This is a genomic window from Luteibacter sp. 3190 (genome assembly GCF_031456385.1).
Classification (GTDB): domain Bacteria; phylum Pseudomonadota; class Gammaproteobacteria; order Xanthomonadales; family Rhodanobacteraceae; genus Luteibacter.
The window spans coordinates 159,314-179,521 of sequence record NZ_JAVDUO010000001.1; the positions used below are offsets into that span (position 1 = coordinate 159,314).

Here is a 20,208-nt window from a genome sequence, read left to right on the forward strand (position 1 = left end):
GGGAGCGGAAGCGTGGCGTACGACCTGGTGGAGAGACGCGTATTCGTGACCGACCTCGAGGTCGGCATGTACGTCAGTCGTCTCGATTGCGAGTGGTCGGACACCCCGTTCCCGCTGCAGGGCGTGCCCATCACGTCCCGCGACGACATCGAGCGCCTCGCGAAATTCTGCAAGTACGTCTTCGTCGACCTGCATCGTCGCGTGGCGCCGGCGGCGGTATCGACTGTCGTCGGCGCGCCGCCGCGTGTCGCGGGTGCCCGCGCGGGTGGGGCCCCGGCACCCGCCCCGGTCAATCCGCGGCTGGTGCCCAGCCACACCTATACCGACACCGCCTCCTTCGACGACGAGGTGCCCCGCGCGCACGAGGCTTTCGAAGGCGTCACGCGCTTCGCCGAGCGCCTGGTCGACGACATCCAGGAGGGAAGGCCGATCGACCCCGGCGCCGTCGAGCAGGCCGTGCGGCCGCTCGTGGCGAGCGTCCTGCGCAGCGGCGATGCCTTCTCGTGGGTGGAGAGCCTGCGCCGCCGCGACACCTATACCTACCAGCACGCCGTAGGCTGCAGCACGCTCGCCGCGGCCTTCGGCCGGCACATGGGCTTCGCGCCCGAGGCCATCGTCAGCCTCGCCGCCGGCGGGTTGCTGATGGATGTCGGCAAGGCGCAGCTGCCGGAGGAAATGCTCAACCGGGCCGGGCCGCTCAACGACGACGAATGGGAACTCGCAAGGCAGCACGTCACCGAAGGCGTGGCGATCCTCGATCATTCGGGCGTCGACGATCCGGACGTGCGCGACATGCTGCTGACGCACCACGAGCGTTACGACGGCAGCGGATACCCCGAAGGCCTCGCCGGCGCGGCGATCCCGCTCGCGGGGCGCATGGCGGCGATCATCGACACGTACCACGCGATGTCGTCGCGACGGCCGTACCGGCCCGCGGTGTCGCAACACCTCGCCCTGCGCGAGCTCTATGCCGGGCGCGATCGTCTGTTCCAGGCGGAGCTCGTCGAACAGTTCCAGGCGTGCCTCGGCGTCTATCCCACCGGAACGCTCGTGGAACTCAACACGGGTGAAGTCGCGATCGTGATGGTGCAGAATCAGGTCCGCCGCCTGCAGCCGCGTGTGGCCGTCCTGACGCGTACGGACAAGGGGCCGCGCGACGAATTCCTGATCGTCGACCTCATGTACCAGGCGGACGTGGTTCGCAGGGAAATCCTGCGTACACTGCCGCCCGGTAGCTACGGCATCGATCCCAGCGAGTATTTCCTTCCATGAGTGAACGCGCCGACATCCTGCCTGCCGTGCAGGTCATCCTCGACCGGGTCGTCCCCGATACGAGCTGGCGTGCCGTGCTCGTGGTGCGCCTGCAAGGCATCCGCGAGGCGCAGCTGCGTTTCGGCTACGACTTCGGCAGCGAGATCATGCTCGCCGCCCGGGGCCGGCTCGTCGAGGCCCTGCGGCATGTCGATACCGTGTTCGTCGCGGGCGACGATTCCTTCGTGGTCGTGCTGCCGTCGGTGCGCAACCGCACGCACGCGCTGCTCGCCGCCACGCGCATCGTCGGTGCCTTCGACAGTCCGCTGCTTCGTGGCGAGCGTCCCTGGCACGGACGACCTGTCGTCGGTGTCGCCGTCCATCCGGAGCACGGCACCTCCGCCGAGCTGCTCTATCGGCGCGCCGAGCTGGCGCACGACGAAGCCCTGCGCATCGGCGAGCCGTTCGCGCTGTATCAGCCGGATGCCACGCCGGTGGAGATCCTCTACGGCGAGCTTCGCGAGGACATCGAGGCCAATCGCCTCCACGTCGCCTTTCAGCCGCTGCGCGACCTGCGCTCGGGCGAGATGGTGCGCGTGGAGTCGCTATCGCGCTGGACCACGACCGCGCAGGTGCACGTCGCGCCGGCCGATTTCATCCAGTTCGCCGAGCGGAGCGACCTGATCGTGCCGCTGACCCGCTGGAGCCTCAACGCGTCGCTACGCCATGCGGCGGCGCTGCACCGCGGCGGCTGCCCGCTCGATGTGGCGATCAATCTTTCACCGCGTGTCTTCGCGGAGCAGGGCTTCGCCGAGCAGATGATCGGCGCCATGGAGATCTGGGGCGTGCCGCCCACGGCCGTGATCGTGGAGATCACCGAGACGGCGCTGCTCACCGATCTCGACATGAGCGTGCGCGTGCTGCGCAGCCTGCGCGACCGTGGCGTGCGCGTCGCGATCGACGACTTCGGCACCGGCTACGCGTCGTTCGCGTATCTGCGTCACTTCCCGGCCACCGAGCTGAAGATCGACCGCACCTTCGTCGACGCCATGATCACCGACAGCCGCACGGAGTTGCTGGTGCAGGCCATGGTGGATGTCGCCCATCGGATGGGCATGGAGGCCGTGGCCGAAGGCGTGGAGAACGAAGCCACGCTGCTGCGCCTCGTCGAGATGGATTGCGACCTGGTGCAGGGCTATCACATCGGCCAGCCGATGCCGGCGGACGATTTCGTGGCCGAACGCCTGGCGGCGGCGTCGCTGGTCTGACACGTCGCTGTCGTAGGAGCGCGCCCTGCGCGCGACATGTTTTCGCCCCTGTCCTCGCTCTTGCGCGCGAGCTTTCAGGCTCGGCTACAAAACATGTCGCGCGCAGGGCGCTCTCCTACGATGGTGGGGTGGACCGGGTCGCGAGATCCCGGTAGCGCTTGTCCAGCGCCGCCACCGCGGCGTCGAGCGCCGCCTCGTCCCCGTCGTTGACGATCACGTCGTCGGCGATCGCCAGGCGGGCCTCGCGCGATGCCTGAGCCGCGATCATCGTCGTCGCGAGGCTCGCATCGATACCGTCGCGCCGCACGAGCCGCTCGACGCGAACGGCTTCGGGCGCATCGACCACCAGCACGCGATCCACCCAGTCGTAATGCGCGAGGTTCTCGACCAGCAGCGGGATCGAGAGGATGCAGTACGGCCCGCTGTCCGCCGCCACGGCGTCACGCAGCCAGCTGCGGATGCGCGGATGCAGGATGCCTTCGAGGGCCGACCGGGCGGCCGGATCGGCGAACACCCGCTGGCGCATGGCCGCGCGATCGAGCGCGCCGTCGGCATCGAGTGCTTCCGGACCGAACACGCTGGCCACCTCGGCCAGCGCCTCCGACCCCGGCGCGACCACGGCGCGCGCGGCCATGTCGGCATCGTAGGCGCGGATGCCCAGCGCCTCGAAGCGCCGCTCGACCGCGCTCTTGCCCGAGGCGATGCCGCCGGTCAGCGCCACGACGAAGCGGCTCATCGCAGGCCCGACACGTGCAGGTAGGCGGCGAGCAAACGGTCGCCGGCGAGCAGCCAGACCCAGCCGGCCGCGGCGATGTACGGACCGAACGGGATGGGAACGTCGCGCTGGTGCTTGCGCAGCAGCATCAGGCTGCCGCCCACGAGGGCACCGATCAGCGACGACAGCATCACCACGGGCAGAATCGACACCGGGCCCATCCACGCGCCCAAGGCGGCGAGCAGCTTGAAATCGCCGTGGCCCATGCCCTCCTTGCCGGTGAGCAGCTTGAACAGCCAGTACACGCTCCACAGGCTGAGGTACCCGATCAGGGCGCCGACGATCGCGCTCGACGGCGACACGGGCGACGGCTGCCACGCGGGAATCAGCGAGAGGCCAAGGCCGATCCAGAGAAGGGGGTAGGTGAGTTCGTCGGGCAGCAGCTGCGTGCGCACGTCGATGCCGGACAGCGCGATCAGGAAGAAGGTGAAGAGCAGGGCGGCCAGCGCGGCGGCCGTCGGCCCGAAGTGCCACACGACGAGCCCGCTGGCGATGCCCGTGAGCAGCTCGACCGCCGGATACTGCGCGGAAATCGCCGCCTTGCAGTAGCGGCAGCGGCCACGAAGAAAGAGCCAGCCGAACACCGGGATGTTGTCGTGGGCGGCGAGGCGATGCTTGCATCGCGGGCAATGCGACGCCTGAAGCGCCACGCCCGGTGGCTTCGGCTCGTCGACGGGGTCGAGCCCCAGCACTTCGCGCGCCTGGCGACGCCACTCCCATTCCATGCGCGGCGGCGTGCGCAGGATCACGACGTTGAGGAAGCTGCCGACCAGCAGGCCGAACACCGCGGCGAAGGCGATCCAGAGGGAGAGCGGCAGTTCCGGCATGAGCGATCCGTATTCAAAGAAAAGACCCTTCGCCCGCGAGGGCGAAGGGTCTTTATTGTGCCTCGCGCGCGACGAAAATCAGACCGTGCCGGCGAGCTTGAAGATGGGCAGGTAGAGGGAGACGACCATGCCGCCGACGAGCACGCCGAGGATGACCATGATCAGCGGCTCCAGCAGCGTGGCGAGATTGTCCACCGCATTGCTGACTTCTTCCTCGTAAAACTCGGCGACCTTGAACAGCATGTGGTCGAGCGAGCCGGATTCCTCACCGATGGCGGTCATCTGCACCACCATGTTGGGGAACAGGCCGGTCTGGCGCATCGAGAGCTGCAGCTGGTGGCCCACGGCGATGTCGTCGCGCATCTGCATCACGGCGTCGCCGTAGATGACGCTGCCCGTGGCGCCGGCCACCGCCTCGAGCGCCTCCACGAGGGGCACACCGGCGTGGAACGTCACGCCGAGGGTGCGGGCGAATCGCGCGATCGCCGAAAGGCGCAGGATGTTGCCCATGACGGGCAGGCGGAGCGATATGCGCTCGAGCAGATGAGCGAATTTAGGCGACCGTTTCTTGGCCATGATCAGCGCGGTGATGCTGCCGACGATCACGCCGATCACCAGCCACCAGTACGACTGCATGAACTGCGACGCCGATACCACGATCTGCGTCGGCAGGGGCAGTTCGGCGCCGGCATCCTTGAAGGTCTGTTCGAACACGGGCACGACGAACAGCAGCAGGATCATGCTGACCAGCATCGCGACGACGAGCACCATGATGGGATAGAACAGGGCCTTCTTGATCTTGGCCTTGATGCTCTCCATGCGCTCCTTGTACGTCGCCACCGTTTCCAGGACGGTATCGAGCACGCCCGCCGATTCACCGGCGTGGACAAGGTTGCGATAGAGCTCGTCGAACTGGACGGGATACAGCGCGAGCGCCTCGTGGAGCGCCGAGCCGCCTTCGATGGAAGCTTTCACTTCCGTCAGCATGTTCTTGAAGCGCACGTTCTTCTGGCCGTTCGAGATGATCTCGAACGCCTGAACCATCGGGACACCCGACGCCATCATGGTGGCGATCTGTCGGCTGAAGATCGCCACGTCCTTCGGCTTCACCGTGCTGCCGCCGGACCCGAACAGCGGCTTGGCGCGCTCGCGGACCGTCTGGGGATTCATGCCCTGGCGGCGGAGCTCCGCCTTCACGAGGGCCGCGTTCTTGGCGGGCATCTCGCCCTTCATGCGCTTGCCGCGCTTGTCGAGGGCGGTCCAGTCGTACATGACCAGCTTGTTGACTTGCGCTCGCGCCGCGCCTACGGCGCGCGCGTTCTTCGTGGCGGTGGCAGTAGCCATGACGCGGTGTTCCCCCCGGTGGATGCTTCAGTGGGCCGGCCCTCCCGGGCGGCCCCTCGCTCTTATTCTAGTGTGACGGCTGGGGCCCGTGCCTTTCTGCCGTCTGGCGCACATCTTCACACGGCCGGCGCCCGGGTGGATCAGTCCTTGGTCACCCGGTTGATCTCGGCGAGGCTGGTGACGCCGTTGCGGACCTTCAGCAGGGCCGAGGCCCGCAGGTCGTTGATGCCGGCCGCCTTCGCCACCTCGGCGATCTGCAGGGCGTTGCCGCCCTCGAGGACGATCTTCTGGATCTCCTCGACCATCGGCATGACCTGATAGATGCCCACGCGGCCCTTGTAGCCCTCGTTGCAGCTGTCGCAGCCCACGGCCTCGTACAGCGTGATGCCGGCGTCGACCTCGTCCTGCGTGAAGCCTTCGGCGAGCAGGGCCGCCGGCGGCAGCGAGATCTGCCGCTTGCAGTCGTGCAGGCGCCGGGCGAGGCGCTGGGCGATGATCAGGGTGACGGACGAGGTGATGTTGTAGGGCGCGATGCCCATGTTCATCAGGCGCGAGATGGTCTGGGGCGCGTCGTTCGTGTGCAGCGTGGACAGCACCATGTGGCCGGTCTGCGCCGCCTTCACGGCGATTTCCGCCGTTTCGAGGTCGCGGATCTCGCCGACCATGATCACATCGGGATCCTGGCGCAGGAACGAACGCAGGGCGGCCGCGAAGGTCATGCCGCGCTTCACGTTCTGCTGGACCTGGTTGATGCCCTCCACGCGGATTTCGACCGGATCTTCGACCGTGGAGATGTTGCGGCCCTCGATGTTCAGGATGTTCAGGGCCGTATACAGCGAGACGGTCTTACCCGAGCCCGTCGGGCCGGTGACCAGGACCATGCCGTAAGGTTTTTCGATCGCATCGAGGTAGAGCTTCTTCTGCACTTCCTCGTAGCCCAGCTTGTCGATGCCGAGCTTGGCCGACGAACCGTCGAGGATACGCAGCACGATCTTCTCGCCGAACAGCGTCGGCAGCGTGCTCACGCGGAAGTCGATCGCGCGGGTTTTCGTGAGATTGAGCTTGATGCGGCCGTCCTGCGGGACGCGGCGCTCGGCGATGTCGAGGCCGCTCATCACCTTGATGCGCGAGGCGATGCGCGTACCCAGCTTGATCGGCGCCGTGGCGACGATGCGCAGGATGCCGTCCATGCGCAGGCGGACGCGGTAGACCGTCTCGAATGGCTCGAAATGGATATCCGAGGCGCCGCGCTTGATCGCGTCGACCAGGATCTTGTTGACGAACTTGACGACGGGAGCGTCGTCGTTGGCGTTGGCGTCGATGCCCGTCGCGCCGTCGCCATCTTCGTCGCCGCCTTCCAGCGCGAGTTCGTCCAGGCCGCCGTCGTCGAATCCGGGAACGTTGGCGGACATGGCCGAAAGCGCGGAATCGATGATCCGGCGCAGCTGGCCGCGCTCGACCAGCACCGGCTCGACCATGTGGTTGGAGTGGAACTTGATCTCGTCCAGCGCGTGCGACTGCATCGGGTCGGCGATGCCGACGAACAGCCGCTTGCCGCGCTTGAACAGCGGGAGCGCCTGGTGCTTCGTGACGAGCGCTTCCGTCACGAGGTCCAGCGGCATGTTGGCGGGCGCCATGCCGGCGATGTCCATCAGCGGCATCCCGAATTCGGCGGACGCGACCTGGGAAAGCTTGTTGCTGTCGACCAGGTTGTGGTCGACCAGCCACGCCGATAGCGAAACGCGTTTTTCCGCGGCGTCCTGCACGGCTTTGCGAACGTCGGCCTCCGCCAGGACGTTCTCCGTCACGAGCCGTCGTGCCATGCCCGTGAGACCCGCCAGCATCGGCGTATGCATTTGAGAAGCCATGAAAGACCCGTTTCCCCGAGATACGCGGCTGAATCTACTCCAGATAATGGGTCAGGTCACGCGCAGCGCCCGTGAACGGGGGCGTGCCCTTCACGGCATCGCCGTCTGCGCCGCCCGTCTCGTCTCATGGACCCGATATCCCTTATGATTCAACGACCACGGGGGACATATCTTGAGCCGTATCAGTATCATCCTGCCCGCCAAGAACGAGGCGGCCGCATTGAAAGACCTGTTGCCCCGCCTGACCGCCGCCCAGCCCGGGGCGGAAATCATCGTGGTCGACGACGGATCGACCGACGACACCCGGGCGGTCTGCGCCGCCGCGGGCGTCACCTGCCTCTCGTCGCCCTACTCGATGGGTAACGGTGCCGCCATCAAGCGCGGCGCCCGCGCCGCGACGGGCGACATCCTCGTATTCATGGACGGCGACGGCCAGCACGACCCCGCCGACATCGCCCGGCTCGTGTCCCGCCTGGAACAGGGCTACGACATGGTCGTGGGTGCCCGCGACTGGGAAAGCCAGGCGGGCGTCGGCCGCGGCCTGGCCAACACGCTCTACAACTGGCTGGCGAGCCGCATGACCGGGCAGACGGTGGCGGACCTGACCTCCGGCTTTCGCGTGGCGCGCGCCAGCCGCTTCCGCGAGTTCATCCATTTGCTGCCCAACGGCTTTTCCTATCCGACCACGAGCACCATGGCGTTCTTCCGCAGCGCCTACGGCGTGGCCTACGAACCGATCAAGGCGGCGGAGCGGGTGGGCAAGAGCCACATCAAGCCGTTGAAGGACGGCGTTCGGTTCTTGTTGATCATTTTCAAGATCGCGACGTTGTATTCGCCGTTGAAGCTGTTCGTGCCGGTCAGCGCACTGTTCTTCGTCCTGGGCTGCCTCAACTATGCGAGGACGTTCCTCACGGACGGGCGGCTCACCAACATGAGCACGCTCATGTGGAGCGCGGCAGTCATCGTCTTCCTGATCGGGTTGGTCTCGGAGCAGATCACGTCGCTGACGTACCGGCCGACTGACCGAAACTGAAATGCCTGCGGAGCGCCTTCTCATGGTGACGCGGAACATGCCGCCGCTTCGGGGTGGCATGGAGCGTCTGAACGCCCACATGGCAAGCGAGCTGGCCGAGCGGTACGAAGTCGATCTTGTCGGTCCACTCGGTTGTTCGGCATTCCTCGGCGGCTCGACTCGCGTCCACGAGGCGCCGACCTCGAACGTGGCCTTGTTTCTTCTATGGGCCTTGTTCAAGTCCGTCACCATCGCCCTTCGCCGCAGGCCTCGGGTGATTCTCGGGGGGAGCGGCCTCGTCGCGCCGATCGTTCGGATCGCCGCCCTGGTGTCCGGAGGGCGGTCGGCCCTCTACCTGCATGGGCTCGACATCGTCGTCGGACATTCGATCTATCAACGAATCTGGATTCCCTTGATTCGACGCGCCCGGCTTTGCATCTGTAATAGTCGAGCGACTGCCACGCTTGCGCGTCAGGCCGGAATCCACCCGGATCGCCTCGTCGTCGTCAATCCTGGTGCGGACACCGCCCAGATACCGGCGACAGGCGCCTTCCATCGGCGACATGGCATCGACGGAGCCAAGGTGCTGCTGTCCGTAGGTCGCATCACCGAACGAAAGGGGCTGGATCTCTTCATCGAGCACGTCCTGCCGCGGGTCGTGGCAAAGATCCCGGAAGCCAGGCTCGTCGTGATCGGCGACGACGCACCGGACGCGTTGACGAAGGGCGCGCGGGGAATGCGCGACAGGGTCGAGCGGGCCATTCGGAAAACGGGACTCGAAGCACATGTCGTCTTGCTCGGCCCCGTATCGGAAGCGGAACTGACGGATGCGTATGCATCCAGCGACGTGCACGTCTTTCCGGTGCGCGAGGTGCCGGGCGATATCGAAGGGTTTGGAATGGTCGCCATCGAATCGGCCACGCAGGGCCTGCCGACCGTTGCCTTCGCCGTTGGCGGCGTGACCGATGCCGTGAGCGAAGGGGTCTCCGGACGACTGATTCCGGCAGGCGACTACGCCGGATTCGCCGAGGCCACGATCTCGCTCGTGACCGATGGCAGGGCGCGACTGGGAGACGCCTGCAGGGAGTTTGCCGCAGGTTTCAGCTGGGACCGCTTCGGCGTTGCAGTGCGCGATGCGATAGGGGGCGCGAGCAAGGTATGAACGACGGGTTCCATCGCCAGCCGCATGCTGTCCTCGACCTGCCGTCCCGTGGCCAGAAAGCGGAGAAGATCGCGATGCTCACGGGCATCCGGCGCATGTCGTCTCCCGTATCGTTGCTCGAGGTCGGTACCGGCTCCGGCGGCATTGCTCATTACTTCGCGCATCTTCCCGGCATCAAGGTCGACGTCGACGCCGTCGATGTGGTCGACTCGCGGCTTCTGCACGACGGCTATCGTTTCACCAGGGTCGACGACGTCCTCCTCCCTTTTGGCGATGACAGCTTCGACGTGGTCATCAGCAATCACGTGATCGAACACGTTGGCGACCGTGCGCAGCAGGTCAGCCATCTTCGAGAGCTGCGGCGCGTGTTGAAACCGGGCGGAATCGTGTACCTGGCGGTGCCGAATCGCTGGATGTTGGTCGAGCCGCATTACCGACTGCGATTCCTGAGCTGGCTTCCCCACCGGCTGAGGACGCCGTACCTACGGCTGCGCGGCCGGGGCGACTACTACGATTGCGAACCTCTCGAACGGCGCGAACTCGAGGAACTTGCACGCGAGGCGGGCCTTTCCTACCGGAACATTTCGGTCAGTGGATTCAGGGCGACGTTGGCCATCGAGGGCGATAAAGGACCCCTCGCGCGGATACTCCACGCGATGCCGGATCGCGTCCTCAGCACATTGGAGAGTGCGATTCCCACGCATATCTATCTGCTGGCGCACGATGAGGCTCGCCTTGCGACGCGTGTCGGTGTTCGAGGTGCGGTGGTCGATGTCGATCTCTGACGATAGACCGCTCAGAGTCTGGCTTCCTGCCATTCGAGCGGGTAGCGGATCGGACGTCTTCACCGAGCGGCTCGCGGCGGCATTGAAGAGAGCGGGCCACGATCCGATCCTGCAGTGGTTCAGACACAGTACCGAGTTTTTTCCCGACATCGTTCGCCGTGTGCCGACTCCGGCCGGTGTCGACATCATTCACACCGGAAGCACGCTTGGTCACGCACTGGCGGGACGCGACGCGCCGTTGGTCGTGACGGAGCACCAGTACATTCGTCATCCGGCCTTCCTGCCGCAACGCTCTCTGCAAAAGGTGCTGTACCACAACGTTGTTCTGTACCGTTCGATGCGTGCGTCCCTGAAGCGTGCCGACGCGGTGGTCGCGGTGAGTGAACACACCGCGGACGCCATGGAGGCCGACATCGGCACGCGTCCGCGAGTCATTCATAACTGGGTGGATCACGAGCAGTTCTATCCTCGCGCGTCTTATCTACGTGGCGGTGGCGGACCGTTGCGCCTCCTTTTCGTGGGGAATCCGTCGCGCTGGAAGGGCGCCGATGTTCTGCCAGAGCTCGCATCACGCGTTGTGCAGTTCGCTGAAATCGATTGTCTGGGTGGCCTGCGCCGAGAGTTCCCGTCGACGATGGCGGTGGGAAATATCCGGCAGCTCGCTCGGCTGCCGCCGTCTGGCATGAGAGCGGCATATGCCGGCGCCGATGTCGTCGTCGTGCCCACGCGTTACGAGGCCTTCGGTTATGTCGCGCTTGAAGCCATGGCATGCGGCTTGCCCGTCATCGGATTCGATAGCACGGGCACCGCTGAAGTCTGTGTCGACGGAGTAACGGCGTTGCTCGCTCCGGTGAATGACGTGGAACGGCTGGCCGCTCATGCTCGCGCCTTGCTCGATCCCGCGCTACGACGGCGGCTCGGTGAAGCGGGGCGCATCCGTGCCATCGAGTATTTCTCGGAGGCGAGGGCCGTGCAGGCTTATATCAGCGTCTACCGCGAGCTGCTACGGGCTACCTGATCCTGACGCGCCCTGCGTGTTCTGGGCCATGCGTAAGGTGTGCCTCTCGATCTGCCTTATACGCATCCACCCCGTCCCGGCCATGCTTGCCTCGGCGATCGTCAGCCCAAGGGTCATTCCTACGATGTTTCCTGCGTGTGCTCCGATCCAGAGCAGAGGTATAAGCAAAAGGATCCCACAGAGTTCAAACGTGAGGCGCTCGAGTGGCTTGCCTAGCGCAACGAGGACCGTGCCGGCGGCGAGACGCAGGCAAAGAAAAGGAACAGCAGCTGCGGTCCAAGGCAGAAGCGCCGCGGTCTCGGCGTAGGAGGCACCGAACAGCAGCGTTACCAATGGCGCGCACGCTGCAAGAATCGCCATGCTGATGACGCCAAGGATCGCCGCCAGTCGGGCCAGGGCGATCAGAAGCCTGTGTCCGTCAGCTGTCGGCTCTCCTGCGTGTGCAAAAAGCCGAGGCTGCGAGGCGAGAAGTACCGCGGCGATCGGCGTGATCATCGCCCCCATCACGCGCGACGCAGCCGAGTAGATTCCAGCGAGATGCTCGCCCAGCAGGATAGGGGCGAGGATCTTGTCCACCTCTGCAGGATTCGCGGAGACCACGTGCATCGCGGCGTACGAGGCGCCTTTGGTGAGTTCTCCTCGCGTGGGTGGACGAGGCAGCCAAGGTAATGCGACGAGTCTCGACGTTAATCCCAGCGCGCACCCCAAGCCAAACAGCGCGCCCAGCGCTTGGCTAACGATAAACGCGTCGATCCCATGCCAGCGAGGGTTTATCAGACAGGCAGACGCGGCGGCGACACGAAAGCCGATGGGCATCCATGTGACAAGCTGGCCTGTGGCAACCCGATGACCGGCCTGCAAGAGGAATCCAAGCAGGTATACCAGTGGAATCAGGATCAGCTCGGCCGCGGCCATTACAGTGAGACTCAGCCACCCGATTGCTCCGGACGTCAGTGCCGAAGCTGTGATAACGAAGAGGCCGCCAAGCACACTGCCGATCACGAGCGTCAGTGGCCACCCGTAGCGCCATGTATCGCCTGCGGCGTCTACTTCCTTGCTCGCCCGTGCCATCAGCAGATATCCCGACCCGAGGTTGGGAATGATGCCGAGGACTACAGCGAGCGAAGCCGTAGCGACGTAGGCGCCGTACTCCACCGGGCCGAGGATTCTGGTCGTAAGCACCAGGCTCGCCGCGAGAGAGAAAAGCCGCAACACCAGCACTCCGCCAGTACGAAAGCTGCTGCGAGCGAGATCGCTTTTCATCATTCGGAGCGAAGCGGATTATCGACGGCACTGCGCTCAGCATCACGAAGGCCCGAATCGAGGTTATCGATATCGTGATCAAGCTCGCCACCGATGTTCATCATTCTTAGCTTGCCGAGCTGTTCGCGAGCACCATTAAAATCCCCTGAGAGCGTCGCCATGCGCACGAAACCGATTCGATAAGCCGCCTCGCGGGGTGCGGCCGCGATCGCATTTCCTTGGACCCGTAGCGCTAACCTACGATCGTTGAGCGAGCTCCACGCGAAATTCGCATACATCCCGAGGAGTCGCGCGCTAGGTCGCGGGTGCTCCAGGGACGCCAGATACGCGTCAAGAAGATCCTGCGCGGGAAAATCGCAGGCCTTGTCTCTGAGACAGGCTGCCAATGCATCCAGCGCGCTCTCGTCCTGGACGGCCGGCGGGCGCGCGCGTAGCTTCGCCACCATGCTTTTCCACCACGCCGGATCGATCGGCCGGTGCATGCGCGAGTTCATGAAGATCAGCGCCTGCTCCGGCAGGATGGATGAGCCGGGCAGCGCCGCCGCTTTCTCCAGTGCGGTGGTCGCGAGGGCCGGGTAAGGCGATGCGGGATCGTAACGGGAGTAGATGATGTAGGTGCGCCCGAGTTCGTATTGCGCTCGCGGGGACGATGGGCCGCGGTAGGCGAACTCGCGCGCCAGTGCGAGCGGGTCGCCCCACGATTGCGCGGTGAGTAGCGTCAGTCCGCCTTGCCAGACGAAGAAGAGCGCCGCGATGGCGACCAGCACGAAGCGACGGACGTGCAAGCGGGTCAGGATCCTCGGTACGCCGTCGAAGGCGGCGAGTAGCACGCCGAGGCTCGCGAAGTAGTTGCGATGCTCGTAGACGAGCTCCAGCGGCAGGACGGTGCCCGTGAGCAGGTGGCAGCCGAGGTACCAGGCAATGCCCAGCGCGACGAGCGGCATGCGTGCCCGGACCGCGACGGCGAAAACCGCAAGACCGGCCAGCACGGCGATACTCGCCGCCGTGGTCCAGGGCGTGAACAGGCCGGTCGAGATGGCGAAGTCGTCGTGATAGAACGAAAGCCCTTCGGGCGTGGGAAACAGCGTCCAGACGATGTAGTCGACGACGATGCGCCCTTCCGAAAGCAGCCGGGTCGAGAGCGTGAACGTGCGCGTCGCCCAGGTGCGCGGGTCGAGCAGGGTAGGCGCGAGCCACGCGCCGCCGACGCAGAGCGGAAGCGCGAGCACGATCAGGAAGAACGCGATGAGCCGCCTGTCCTTGCGCGCGCCTTCGGGCCCGATACGCTGCCAGCGAAAAAGGATGACTTCCGCGAAAAGCGCGTACAGCGGCAGCATGACCGCCGTCTCCTTGGCGAGCGCCCCGATGCCCGTACCGAGGATCACGCCTGCGATGCAGAGGACGATCCCCGGCCGGCCTTCGAGCATGCGCCGCCGGCCGTGCACATACGCGAGCAGGCCGCCGAGCACGAACGCGTTGGCGAGGCTCTCCATGCGCTGGACGACGTAGAGCACCGACGTCAGGTTGATCGAGAGCAACATCCATCCACCGGCCACCATAGCCGCGAGACGATCCGCGCTGGCGTCCTCGCGCCGACGAGCCGTCCGGATCACGACGCGCAGCAGCAGGAACGCCAGAAGGCCGTTGACGAGGTGGATCGCCAGGTTGGTGGCCTTCATCGCGGGCGGATTGAGCCCCGAGACGAGGTAGTTGAGCGCGAAGCTGAGCGACGCGAGAGGGCGCTTGAAATCGCTCGACGGTGACGACAGCGCGGCCCTGACGAGGCTCGCCATGTCGTGGTCCGCCGGTTGGACGCCGCGATTGTCGACGATGTTGGGGTAGTCGTCGAAGAGCCAGCCGCCGGTGAGGCCGGGGGTGTAGAGCAGGGCAGCAAACAGCATGCCTGCGATGACGATCAGCCATGGGCGTCGTGCGAGGTCAGGCAACGTGTGTCGATTCAAGGATTCTTCTCGCCGTCATGCAGGTCGGTGCGGAGCGTGTGTTCCAGGTGAGTGCGCTCGTTTGCCCAGTAATCTTGTCGGTCGAGGACCCATGCGTGAATGTATGGCATGCCTGCCCCCGGATGAGGCGGAGCAGGCAAGGTGTCGAACGTGAACAGATGGTCCAGCCCGGCCCGAGGATACCCGGCGGAGCCCAGCATCGCAGCCTGCTCGAGCGCGATGCCGGGGCGGGGGTCGAACATGAGCGCGCGGTCGAAGGCCTCGAGGGCGCGTCGCGCGTCGCGTCGCTCCAATGCGATCAGGCCCTGGATGTGCGCGAGGTCCTGCCTTCGTCCATCGGAAAAGATGGTATTGCCGGCGCCGGCTTCGGCGAGCCCTTCAATAGCGGGCAGGTCTAACCCTTGGCAGGGCGCGGTCCGTGCCTGGTCGATCGCTCGGCCGAACCAGGAGACGAGCAGTGTGCCGGGGTCCCTCGCGGTCTGAAGCGCTACCCTTGCGGCCACCAGATCGCTGTCGCGAAGAGACCCTGCGGCGCATCGTGCCGCGAGCATGTTGAGCGCGAGCTGGATTTCGGAAGGCTTCTGGCGCAGGAGCGGCGTAAGCCGGGCCACCGCCGCCTCAGGGTGGCCGCTGCTCATCTCTGCCTGGGCGGCGTTGACCTGCGCGCGGGGTGACGCCGGATTGAGCGCGGCCCAGAGCAACGCCTGTTCACGGCCGTTACCCCACACGGTCGCGTTGGCGTGCGTCATCCACGCCAGTCCTGCGATCGCGGCGATCGCCATGCTCGCGCGCGCCACGTCCGGGAACGCGACGGATCGCGACGTGCCTGACGGAACGTCGGCAAGCCACAAACCGAGAGGCCAGAACAGGAGGAGCGCCGGAAGATAGTTGCGATGCTCGAAGTAGAGCTCGAGCGGAATCGTTGTCGACTCGACCAGGTGTCCGACGAGAAAGAACAGGATGGCCGTGGAAAGTGCAGGCTTGCGTCGGCGCAGCCATATGCCCGCAGCCGCCAGTCCTCCGATTCCCAGGAATGCGGGGAGCGTGCTCAAGGGACGGAGCAAGGATGTCGACGGCACGAACTGGTCGTTGAAGACCCCTGCCGAGAAGGGACGGGGGAGCCAGAGGAGGCGGAGATAGTCCCAGATCACCCTTGGTTCCGTGAGCAGTCGCTGCCCCAGCGACCACGGCCGCTGCGTACCGATGCCATGCAAGATGCCGTGGGCGCCGAGGTAGAGCAGAGCGCCAAAGACCATAGCGGAAATGACGAGGCAGACGCCGATCAGCCATCGGTATGCGTCGCTTCTTCCGGCAATGGGGCGACGATGGGCGAGCAGCCCGAATTCGATGACGAGCACGAACACCGGAAGCAGAATGCCATTCGCCTTGGATAGGACGGCAAGCGCCGTGCACGCGGCGATCGAGCCTGACGCGAGCAGGATGCCGCGTCGCGTCGCCTCACGAATGATCCATTCGCGCCCGTGCAGCCAGCCGAGCAGGCCAATCAGCACGAAGGTCGCGGGAAGCATCGCTTCGCGCTGCACGACGTAAAGCGTCGTCGACACGAACAAGGGATGCACGAGCCAGGCGGCGGACGCGAACAGGGCGGCAAGTTCCGTCCGCCGCGTCGACGTACCGGGTCGCGCGATGCCCAGCGTGCCGAGGCTGCGCAGCAGCAAGAAGAGCAAGACCCCGTTGAACAGGTGGATCAGGATGTTGGTTCGCTTGAAGGGCAGCGGGTCGGCTGGCCAGTCCTGCGCATCGATCAAAAAGCTGACAAGCGCGACGGGCCTCCCCGTCGGATCCGCGATGCCGGAGGTGACGTAGCGCGCGAACGACGGAAAGTCGTGAACGGGGCCGGTCGCCCCCAGGGCGGGCAGATTCGCGAAGTCGTCGAACAGGAAGGGGCCGGACAGGCCCGGACGATAAGCGATCCACGTCAGCACGAGGACAAGCAGCATGGCGACGGGCGCGGGCTTGAGGTGCTTGGGCATCGCGTTCGTTCTGTTCCGGATTCCGGGCCCGGCATGGTGGCACGCCGGAAAATAAAAAAGGAGCCGCTTTCGCGGCTCCTTCTCTCAAACCTGCGGCGCCCGCTTAGTTGGCGGCGGTGCTGCGGCAATTCTGCGGCAGGTAGTTCGCCTTGATCGACGTGCCGTTCGGCTTGCAGATCCAGGTGATGCTGCCCTGCGTAGTGATCGGCGAGAGGTCCAGCTTCGCGTCGGTACCGATGCGCTTGCTGGCCTTCGGGCCGCCGTAGGTCGCCGTAATCAGGCCATCGACCACTTCAACCTGGGTGACATACTGGCCCTTGATCGAATCAGCCGGAGCGAGACCGGCGGACTCGTTGCCGGCAGGCATGCGACCGGTGTTCTGGAAGAACTCGGCAACGGCCGTCTTGGCGCCGTCGGCGAGGACCGGGCCTTCCGAGACCTGCGAGCGGATGGTGTAGTCCTGGTAGGCCGGGATGGCGATCGCGGCGAGGATCGCGATGATCGCGACCACGATCATCAGTTCGATGAGGGTGAAGCCCTTCTGCACGTTCTTCATGGTGTGTCCTGTTAAAGGTGGTTAGCTAACCGTTTGTGATGCCCCCTGAGCCCCGGCTCCGAAACCCCCTAGGAAGGGTCCGGCCCCCATTCGCACTCACGTGGTCAGGAACGACCAGGAAGCTCGCTGAGTCGACTGCATCTTGCGTGCCAGTGCCGACGTTGCGTATTCCCTCATATTACTGGCGCCGGAATTGTGCAGTTTGTCACGGCTGTCGGCAACTGCGAAAAATTACCGATATTCAGTAAGCTACGTCATGACGTAGCGCGTCACAATGTGACATTTCGCGTCAGTTGGCCGTGGTTTTTCGGCACACGGTCGGCAGGTAGCGGTCCGGCATATCGTCGCTGCGGCACACCCAGACGATGCTGCCCTGCGTCGTGACCGGCGACAGCTGGATGGTCGTCTGGCGCACATGCGTGTTGGCCTTTTCGGTGTCGAAGGAGACCTTGATCACGCCGGTATCGACGATCGCCACCTCGGACACGTACGTGCCTGCGATCGACGTGCTGCTGAAGAGACCCGCCGACGTGTTGCTTCGCGGAAGGCGCCCGTTGTCCGCGAAGAAATCCCAGATCGCGGTCTTCGCCCCTGTCGACAGACTGATGCCTTCGGAGACCTGCGCCCGGACCGTGTAGTCCTGGTAGGCGGGGATGGCGATCGCGGCGAGGATGGCGATGATCGCCACGACGATCATCAGCTCGATGAGGGTAAAGCCGCTGGCGCGCTTGGTCGGTCGCATGAGTAGGGGTCTTGGCGGAATGTGAGCGGGGCGGAGCACGATCCGTACCACCGCCGGTGCACGGGCTTCGTATGGCCGTCCAAACGTGACCACGGTCACCGATTTCCCGGGAGGCACCGGAAAACGCCCTGCTTGCAGTCGCCCACGCCACCCCTTACCGTCCCTCCCTGCATTCCCAAGGGAGCTCCACCGACATGAAACCCCTCTTCGCCGCGCTGGCCCTCGCGCTGGCGGCCGGTCCCGTGATGGCCGCCGACGCCGACAGCACCGCTCCGCATCCGTTCTCCATCCGCGACCTGGTCATGATGGATCGCGTGAGCGATCCGCAGCTCTCGCCGGACGGGCGTTACGCGCTATTCTCCGTGCGCGCCACGGATTACGCGGCGAACAAGGGCGTCACGTCGCTCTACGTGCTGGACCTCAACAAGCCGCCGCAGCCAGTCAAGATCGTCGAGAAAGGTTCCTCGGCGCGTTGGGCCCCGGATGGCAAGTCCATCTATTACGTCGCGGCGAAGGACGGCACCGCGCAGGTCTGGCATCGCGCGTTCGACGCCGACGCGTCGGGCAAGGGCCTGTCGCTGACCGTCCGTACCGGAGAGGCGGTGACCGACGGCCCTCTCGACGTCAACGCGTTCAAGCTCTCGCCCGACGGCTCGAAACTGCTGCTCACGTACGACGTCTTCACCGACTGCGCCGACCTGGCCTGCACGAAGGAGCGGCTGGATGGCCGCGAGAAGGACAAGGCGTCCGGCACGGTGTACGACAAGCTCTTCGTCCGCCATTGGGATACCTGGAGCGACGGCCGCCGCGCGCAGCTCTACATCGCCGACGCCACGGCCGCCTCCCAGCCGCTGCTGCTGAGCCGCGGCATCGACGGCGACGTCCCGAGCAAGCCGTTCGGTGGCGACGACGAGTTCTCGTTCTCGCCGGACGGCCGGACGGTGTACTTCGACGCGCGCATCGCCGGTAAGACCGAACCGTGGTCGACCAATTTCGACATCTTCAGCGTGCCGGCCGACGGATCGGCCGAGCCGAAGAACCTCACCGCCGACAATCTGGCGTGGGACGCGAACCCGCTCGTGTCGCCGGACGGCAAGACACTCTTCTATACGGCGATGAAGGAGCCCGGCTCGGAAGCCGACCGCTTCGCCATCATGGCCATGGATATCGCCACGGGTGCGAAGCGCGAGGTCGACCCGTCGTGGGACCGCTCCGCGGGCGCGCTGCAGGTGTCGGCCGATGGCAAGACGCTCTACACGACCACCGACGACAATGGCCAGCATCCGCTGTTCGCCGTCGACGTGGCGACCGGTAAGGCCACGATGCTGGTGACCGACGGTTCAGTGGGTGCTTTCTCCGCCGGTAGCAAGACGTTCCTGCTTTCGCGTGACGATCTGAAGCGACCGGCCGATCTCTACACCGCCGACCTGAAGGGCAAGGGCCTGAAGCAGGTCACGCACTTCAATGCGAAGCGCCTCGAGGGCGCGCAGGTCGGCGACTTCGAGTTCTTCACCTTCAAGGGCTGGAACAACGAGACGGTGCAGGGTTACGTCGTGAAGCCGGTCGGCTTCAAGCGTGGCAAGACCTATCCGGTGGCGTTCATCATCCATGGTGGCCCGCAGGGCGCGATGACGAACAGCTGGAGCTATCGCTGGAACGCGCAGACGTACGCGGGGCAGGGCTTCGCGGTGGTCACCGTCAACTTCCACGGTTCCACCGGCTACGGCCAGGCGTTCACCGAATCCATCTCGGGCGACTGGGGCGGCAAGCCGCTGGAAGACCTCAAGGCGGGCTGGAGCGACGCGCTGTCGAAGTACAAGTTCCTCGACGGCAACCGGGCGTGCGCGCTCGGCGCGAGCTACGGCGGCTACATGGTCTACTGGATGGCCGGCAACTGGAACCAGCCGTGGAAGTGCTTCGTCGACCACGACGGCGTCTTCGACGCGCGCGCCATGTACTACGACACCGACGAACTCTGGTTCGAGGAAAAGGAAAACGGCGGCACGCAGTACGACCATCCGGAAAACTACGAGCGCTTCAATCCGGTCAACCACGTCAAGGACTGGCGCGTGCCGATGCTCGTCATCCACGGCGGCAAGGATTTCCGCATCCCGGACACGCAGGGCCTGGGCGCCTTCACCGCCCTGCAGCGCCGCGGCATCCCCAGCAAGCTCCTGCATTTCCCGGACGAAAACCACTGGGTGCTGAAGCCGCAGAACAGCGTGCAGTGGCATGAAACGGTGAACGCGTGGCTGAAGGAGTGGACGGCTCCCGGCGCTAAATAAGCCGCAAGACGAAATGGCCGCGCAATGCGGCCATTTTCTTGTGATCTGGTCGGGCGGACTGTTTGGACAACCAGCTTCTCTTGGCCATCCCGATCAA

16 protein-coding genes are annotated in these 20,208 nt (G+C 65.4%); 7 read left to right on the forward strand and 9 right to left on the reverse strand.

Going from position 1 to position 20,208, the window contains the following annotated elements; genetic code table 11:
• The first annotated feature begins 12 nt into the window (after positions 1-12).
• Positions 13-1,272: an HD-GYP domain-containing protein gene (locus tag J2X58_RS00775; protein WP_310045910.1), complete on the forward strand. Its 1,260-nt coding sequence runs from the start codon at positions 13-15 to the stop codon at positions 1,270-1,272.
• On the forward strand, positions 1,269-2,519 hold the full coding sequence (locus tag J2X58_RS00780) for a GGDEF domain-containing phosphodiesterase (RefSeq protein ID WP_310045911.1): 1,251 nt from the start codon (positions 1,269-1,271) through the stop codon (positions 2,517-2,519). The genes J2X58_RS00775 and J2X58_RS00780 overlap by 4 nt, the downstream gene beginning before the upstream one ends.
• Before the next feature lie 115 nt (positions 2,520-2,634).
• On the opposite strand, the gene coaE is transcribed toward J2X58_RS00780, so the two are convergent.
• The 4 genes from coaE to pilB all read right to left on the reverse strand — a co-directional run bounded on the left by coaE (position 2,635) and on the right by pilB (position 7,333).
• On the reverse strand, positions 2,635-3,255 hold the full coding sequence (gene coaE, locus J2X58_RS00785) for a dephospho-CoA kinase (RefSeq protein WP_310045912.1): 621 nt from the start codon (positions 3,253-3,255) through the stop codon (positions 2,635-2,637).
• Positions 3,252-4,121, reverse strand: coding sequence for an A24 family peptidase (locus J2X58_RS00790; protein WP_310045913.1), 870 nt, complete (start codon positions 4,119-4,121; stop codon positions 3,252-3,254). Before J2X58_RS00790 ends, coaE begins: the two co-directional genes overlap by 4 nt.
• A 78-nt stretch (positions 4,122-4,199) precedes the next feature.
• The gene (locus J2X58_RS00795) at positions 4,200-5,465 is read right to left on the reverse strand and encodes a type II secretion system F family protein (RefSeq protein WP_310045914.1); all 1,266 of its coding nucleotides are present in this window, start codon (positions 5,463-5,465) and stop codon (positions 4,200-4,202) included.
• 140 nt (positions 5,466-5,605) lie between these two features.
• Complete coding sequence (pilB, locus tag J2X58_RS00800) at positions 5,606-7,333, reverse strand: type IV-A pilus assembly ATPase PilB (RefSeq protein ID WP_310045915.1); 1,728 nt, start codon at positions 7,331-7,333, stop codon at positions 5,606-5,608.
• Positions 7,334-7,505: 172 nt separating this feature from the next.
• On the opposite strand from pilB, the gene J2X58_RS00805 reads away from it, so the two are divergent.
• From J2X58_RS00805 to J2X58_RS00820, 4 genes are read left to right on the forward strand one after another with little or no spacing between them, the layout of a single operon-like run.
• Entirely contained in the window at positions 7,506-8,366 is an 861-nt protein-coding gene (locus J2X58_RS00805) for a glycosyltransferase (protein WP_310045916.1), read from the forward strand.
• 22 nt (positions 8,367-8,388) lie between these two features.
• The gene (locus tag J2X58_RS00810) at positions 8,389-9,507 is read left to right on the forward strand and encodes a glycosyltransferase family 4 protein (protein WP_310045917.1); all 1,119 of its coding nucleotides are present in this window, start codon (positions 8,389-8,391) and stop codon (positions 9,505-9,507) included.
• Complete coding sequence (locus J2X58_RS00815; protein WP_310045918.1) at positions 9,504-10,292, forward strand: class I SAM-dependent methyltransferase; 789 nt, start codon at positions 9,504-9,506, stop codon at positions 10,290-10,292. Before J2X58_RS00810 ends, J2X58_RS00815 begins: the two co-directional genes overlap by 4 nt.
• Positions 10,279-11,310 (forward strand): glycosyltransferase family 4 protein, encoded by a 1,032-nt coding sequence (locus J2X58_RS00820; protein WP_310045919.1) that lies wholly within the window; start codon positions 10,279-10,281, stop codon positions 11,308-11,310. The genes J2X58_RS00815 and J2X58_RS00820 overlap by 14 nt, the downstream gene beginning before the upstream one ends.
• On the opposite strand, the gene J2X58_RS00825 is transcribed toward J2X58_RS00820, so the two are convergent.
• The 5 genes from J2X58_RS00825 to J2X58_RS00845 form a co-directional block, all read right to left on the reverse strand.
• Positions 11,296-12,573, reverse strand: coding sequence for a lipopolysaccharide biosynthesis protein (locus J2X58_RS00825; RefSeq protein WP_310045921.1), 1,278 nt, complete (start codon positions 12,571-12,573; stop codon positions 11,296-11,298). The genes J2X58_RS00820 and J2X58_RS00825 overlap by 15 nt on opposite strands.
• Positions 12,573-14,534 (reverse strand): hypothetical protein, encoded by a 1,962-nt coding sequence (locus tag J2X58_RS00830; protein WP_310045923.1) that lies wholly within the window; start codon positions 14,532-14,534, stop codon positions 12,573-12,575. The genes J2X58_RS00825 and J2X58_RS00830 overlap by 1 nt, the downstream gene beginning before the upstream one ends.
• Entirely contained in the window at positions 14,531-16,528 is a 1,998-nt protein-coding gene (locus J2X58_RS00835) for a tetratricopeptide repeat protein (protein WP_310045924.1), read from the reverse strand. The genes J2X58_RS00830 and J2X58_RS00835 overlap by 4 nt, the downstream gene beginning before the upstream one ends.
• A gap of 103 nt (positions 16,529-16,631) precedes the next feature.
• Positions 16,632-17,084 carry a pilin gene (locus J2X58_RS00840; protein WP_310045925.1) on the reverse strand — a complete coding sequence of 151 codons (453 nt, stop codon included), beginning with the start codon at positions 17,082-17,084 and terminating at the stop codon, positions 16,632-16,634.
• Positions 17,085-17,373: 289 nt separating this feature from the next.
• Positions 17,374-17,826 (reverse strand): pilin, encoded by a 453-nt coding sequence (locus tag J2X58_RS00845; protein ID WP_310045926.1) that lies wholly within the window; start codon positions 17,824-17,826, stop codon positions 17,374-17,376.
• Positions 17,827-18,020: 194 nt separating this feature from the next.
• Between J2X58_RS00845 and J2X58_RS00850 the strand changes: the two genes are divergently transcribed.
• The gene (locus tag J2X58_RS00850; RefSeq protein ID WP_310045927.1) at positions 18,021-20,111 is read left to right on the forward strand and encodes a S9 family peptidase; all 2,091 of its coding nucleotides are present in this window, start codon (positions 18,021-18,023) and stop codon (positions 20,109-20,111) included.
• Positions 20,112-20,208: the final 97 nt, after the last annotated feature.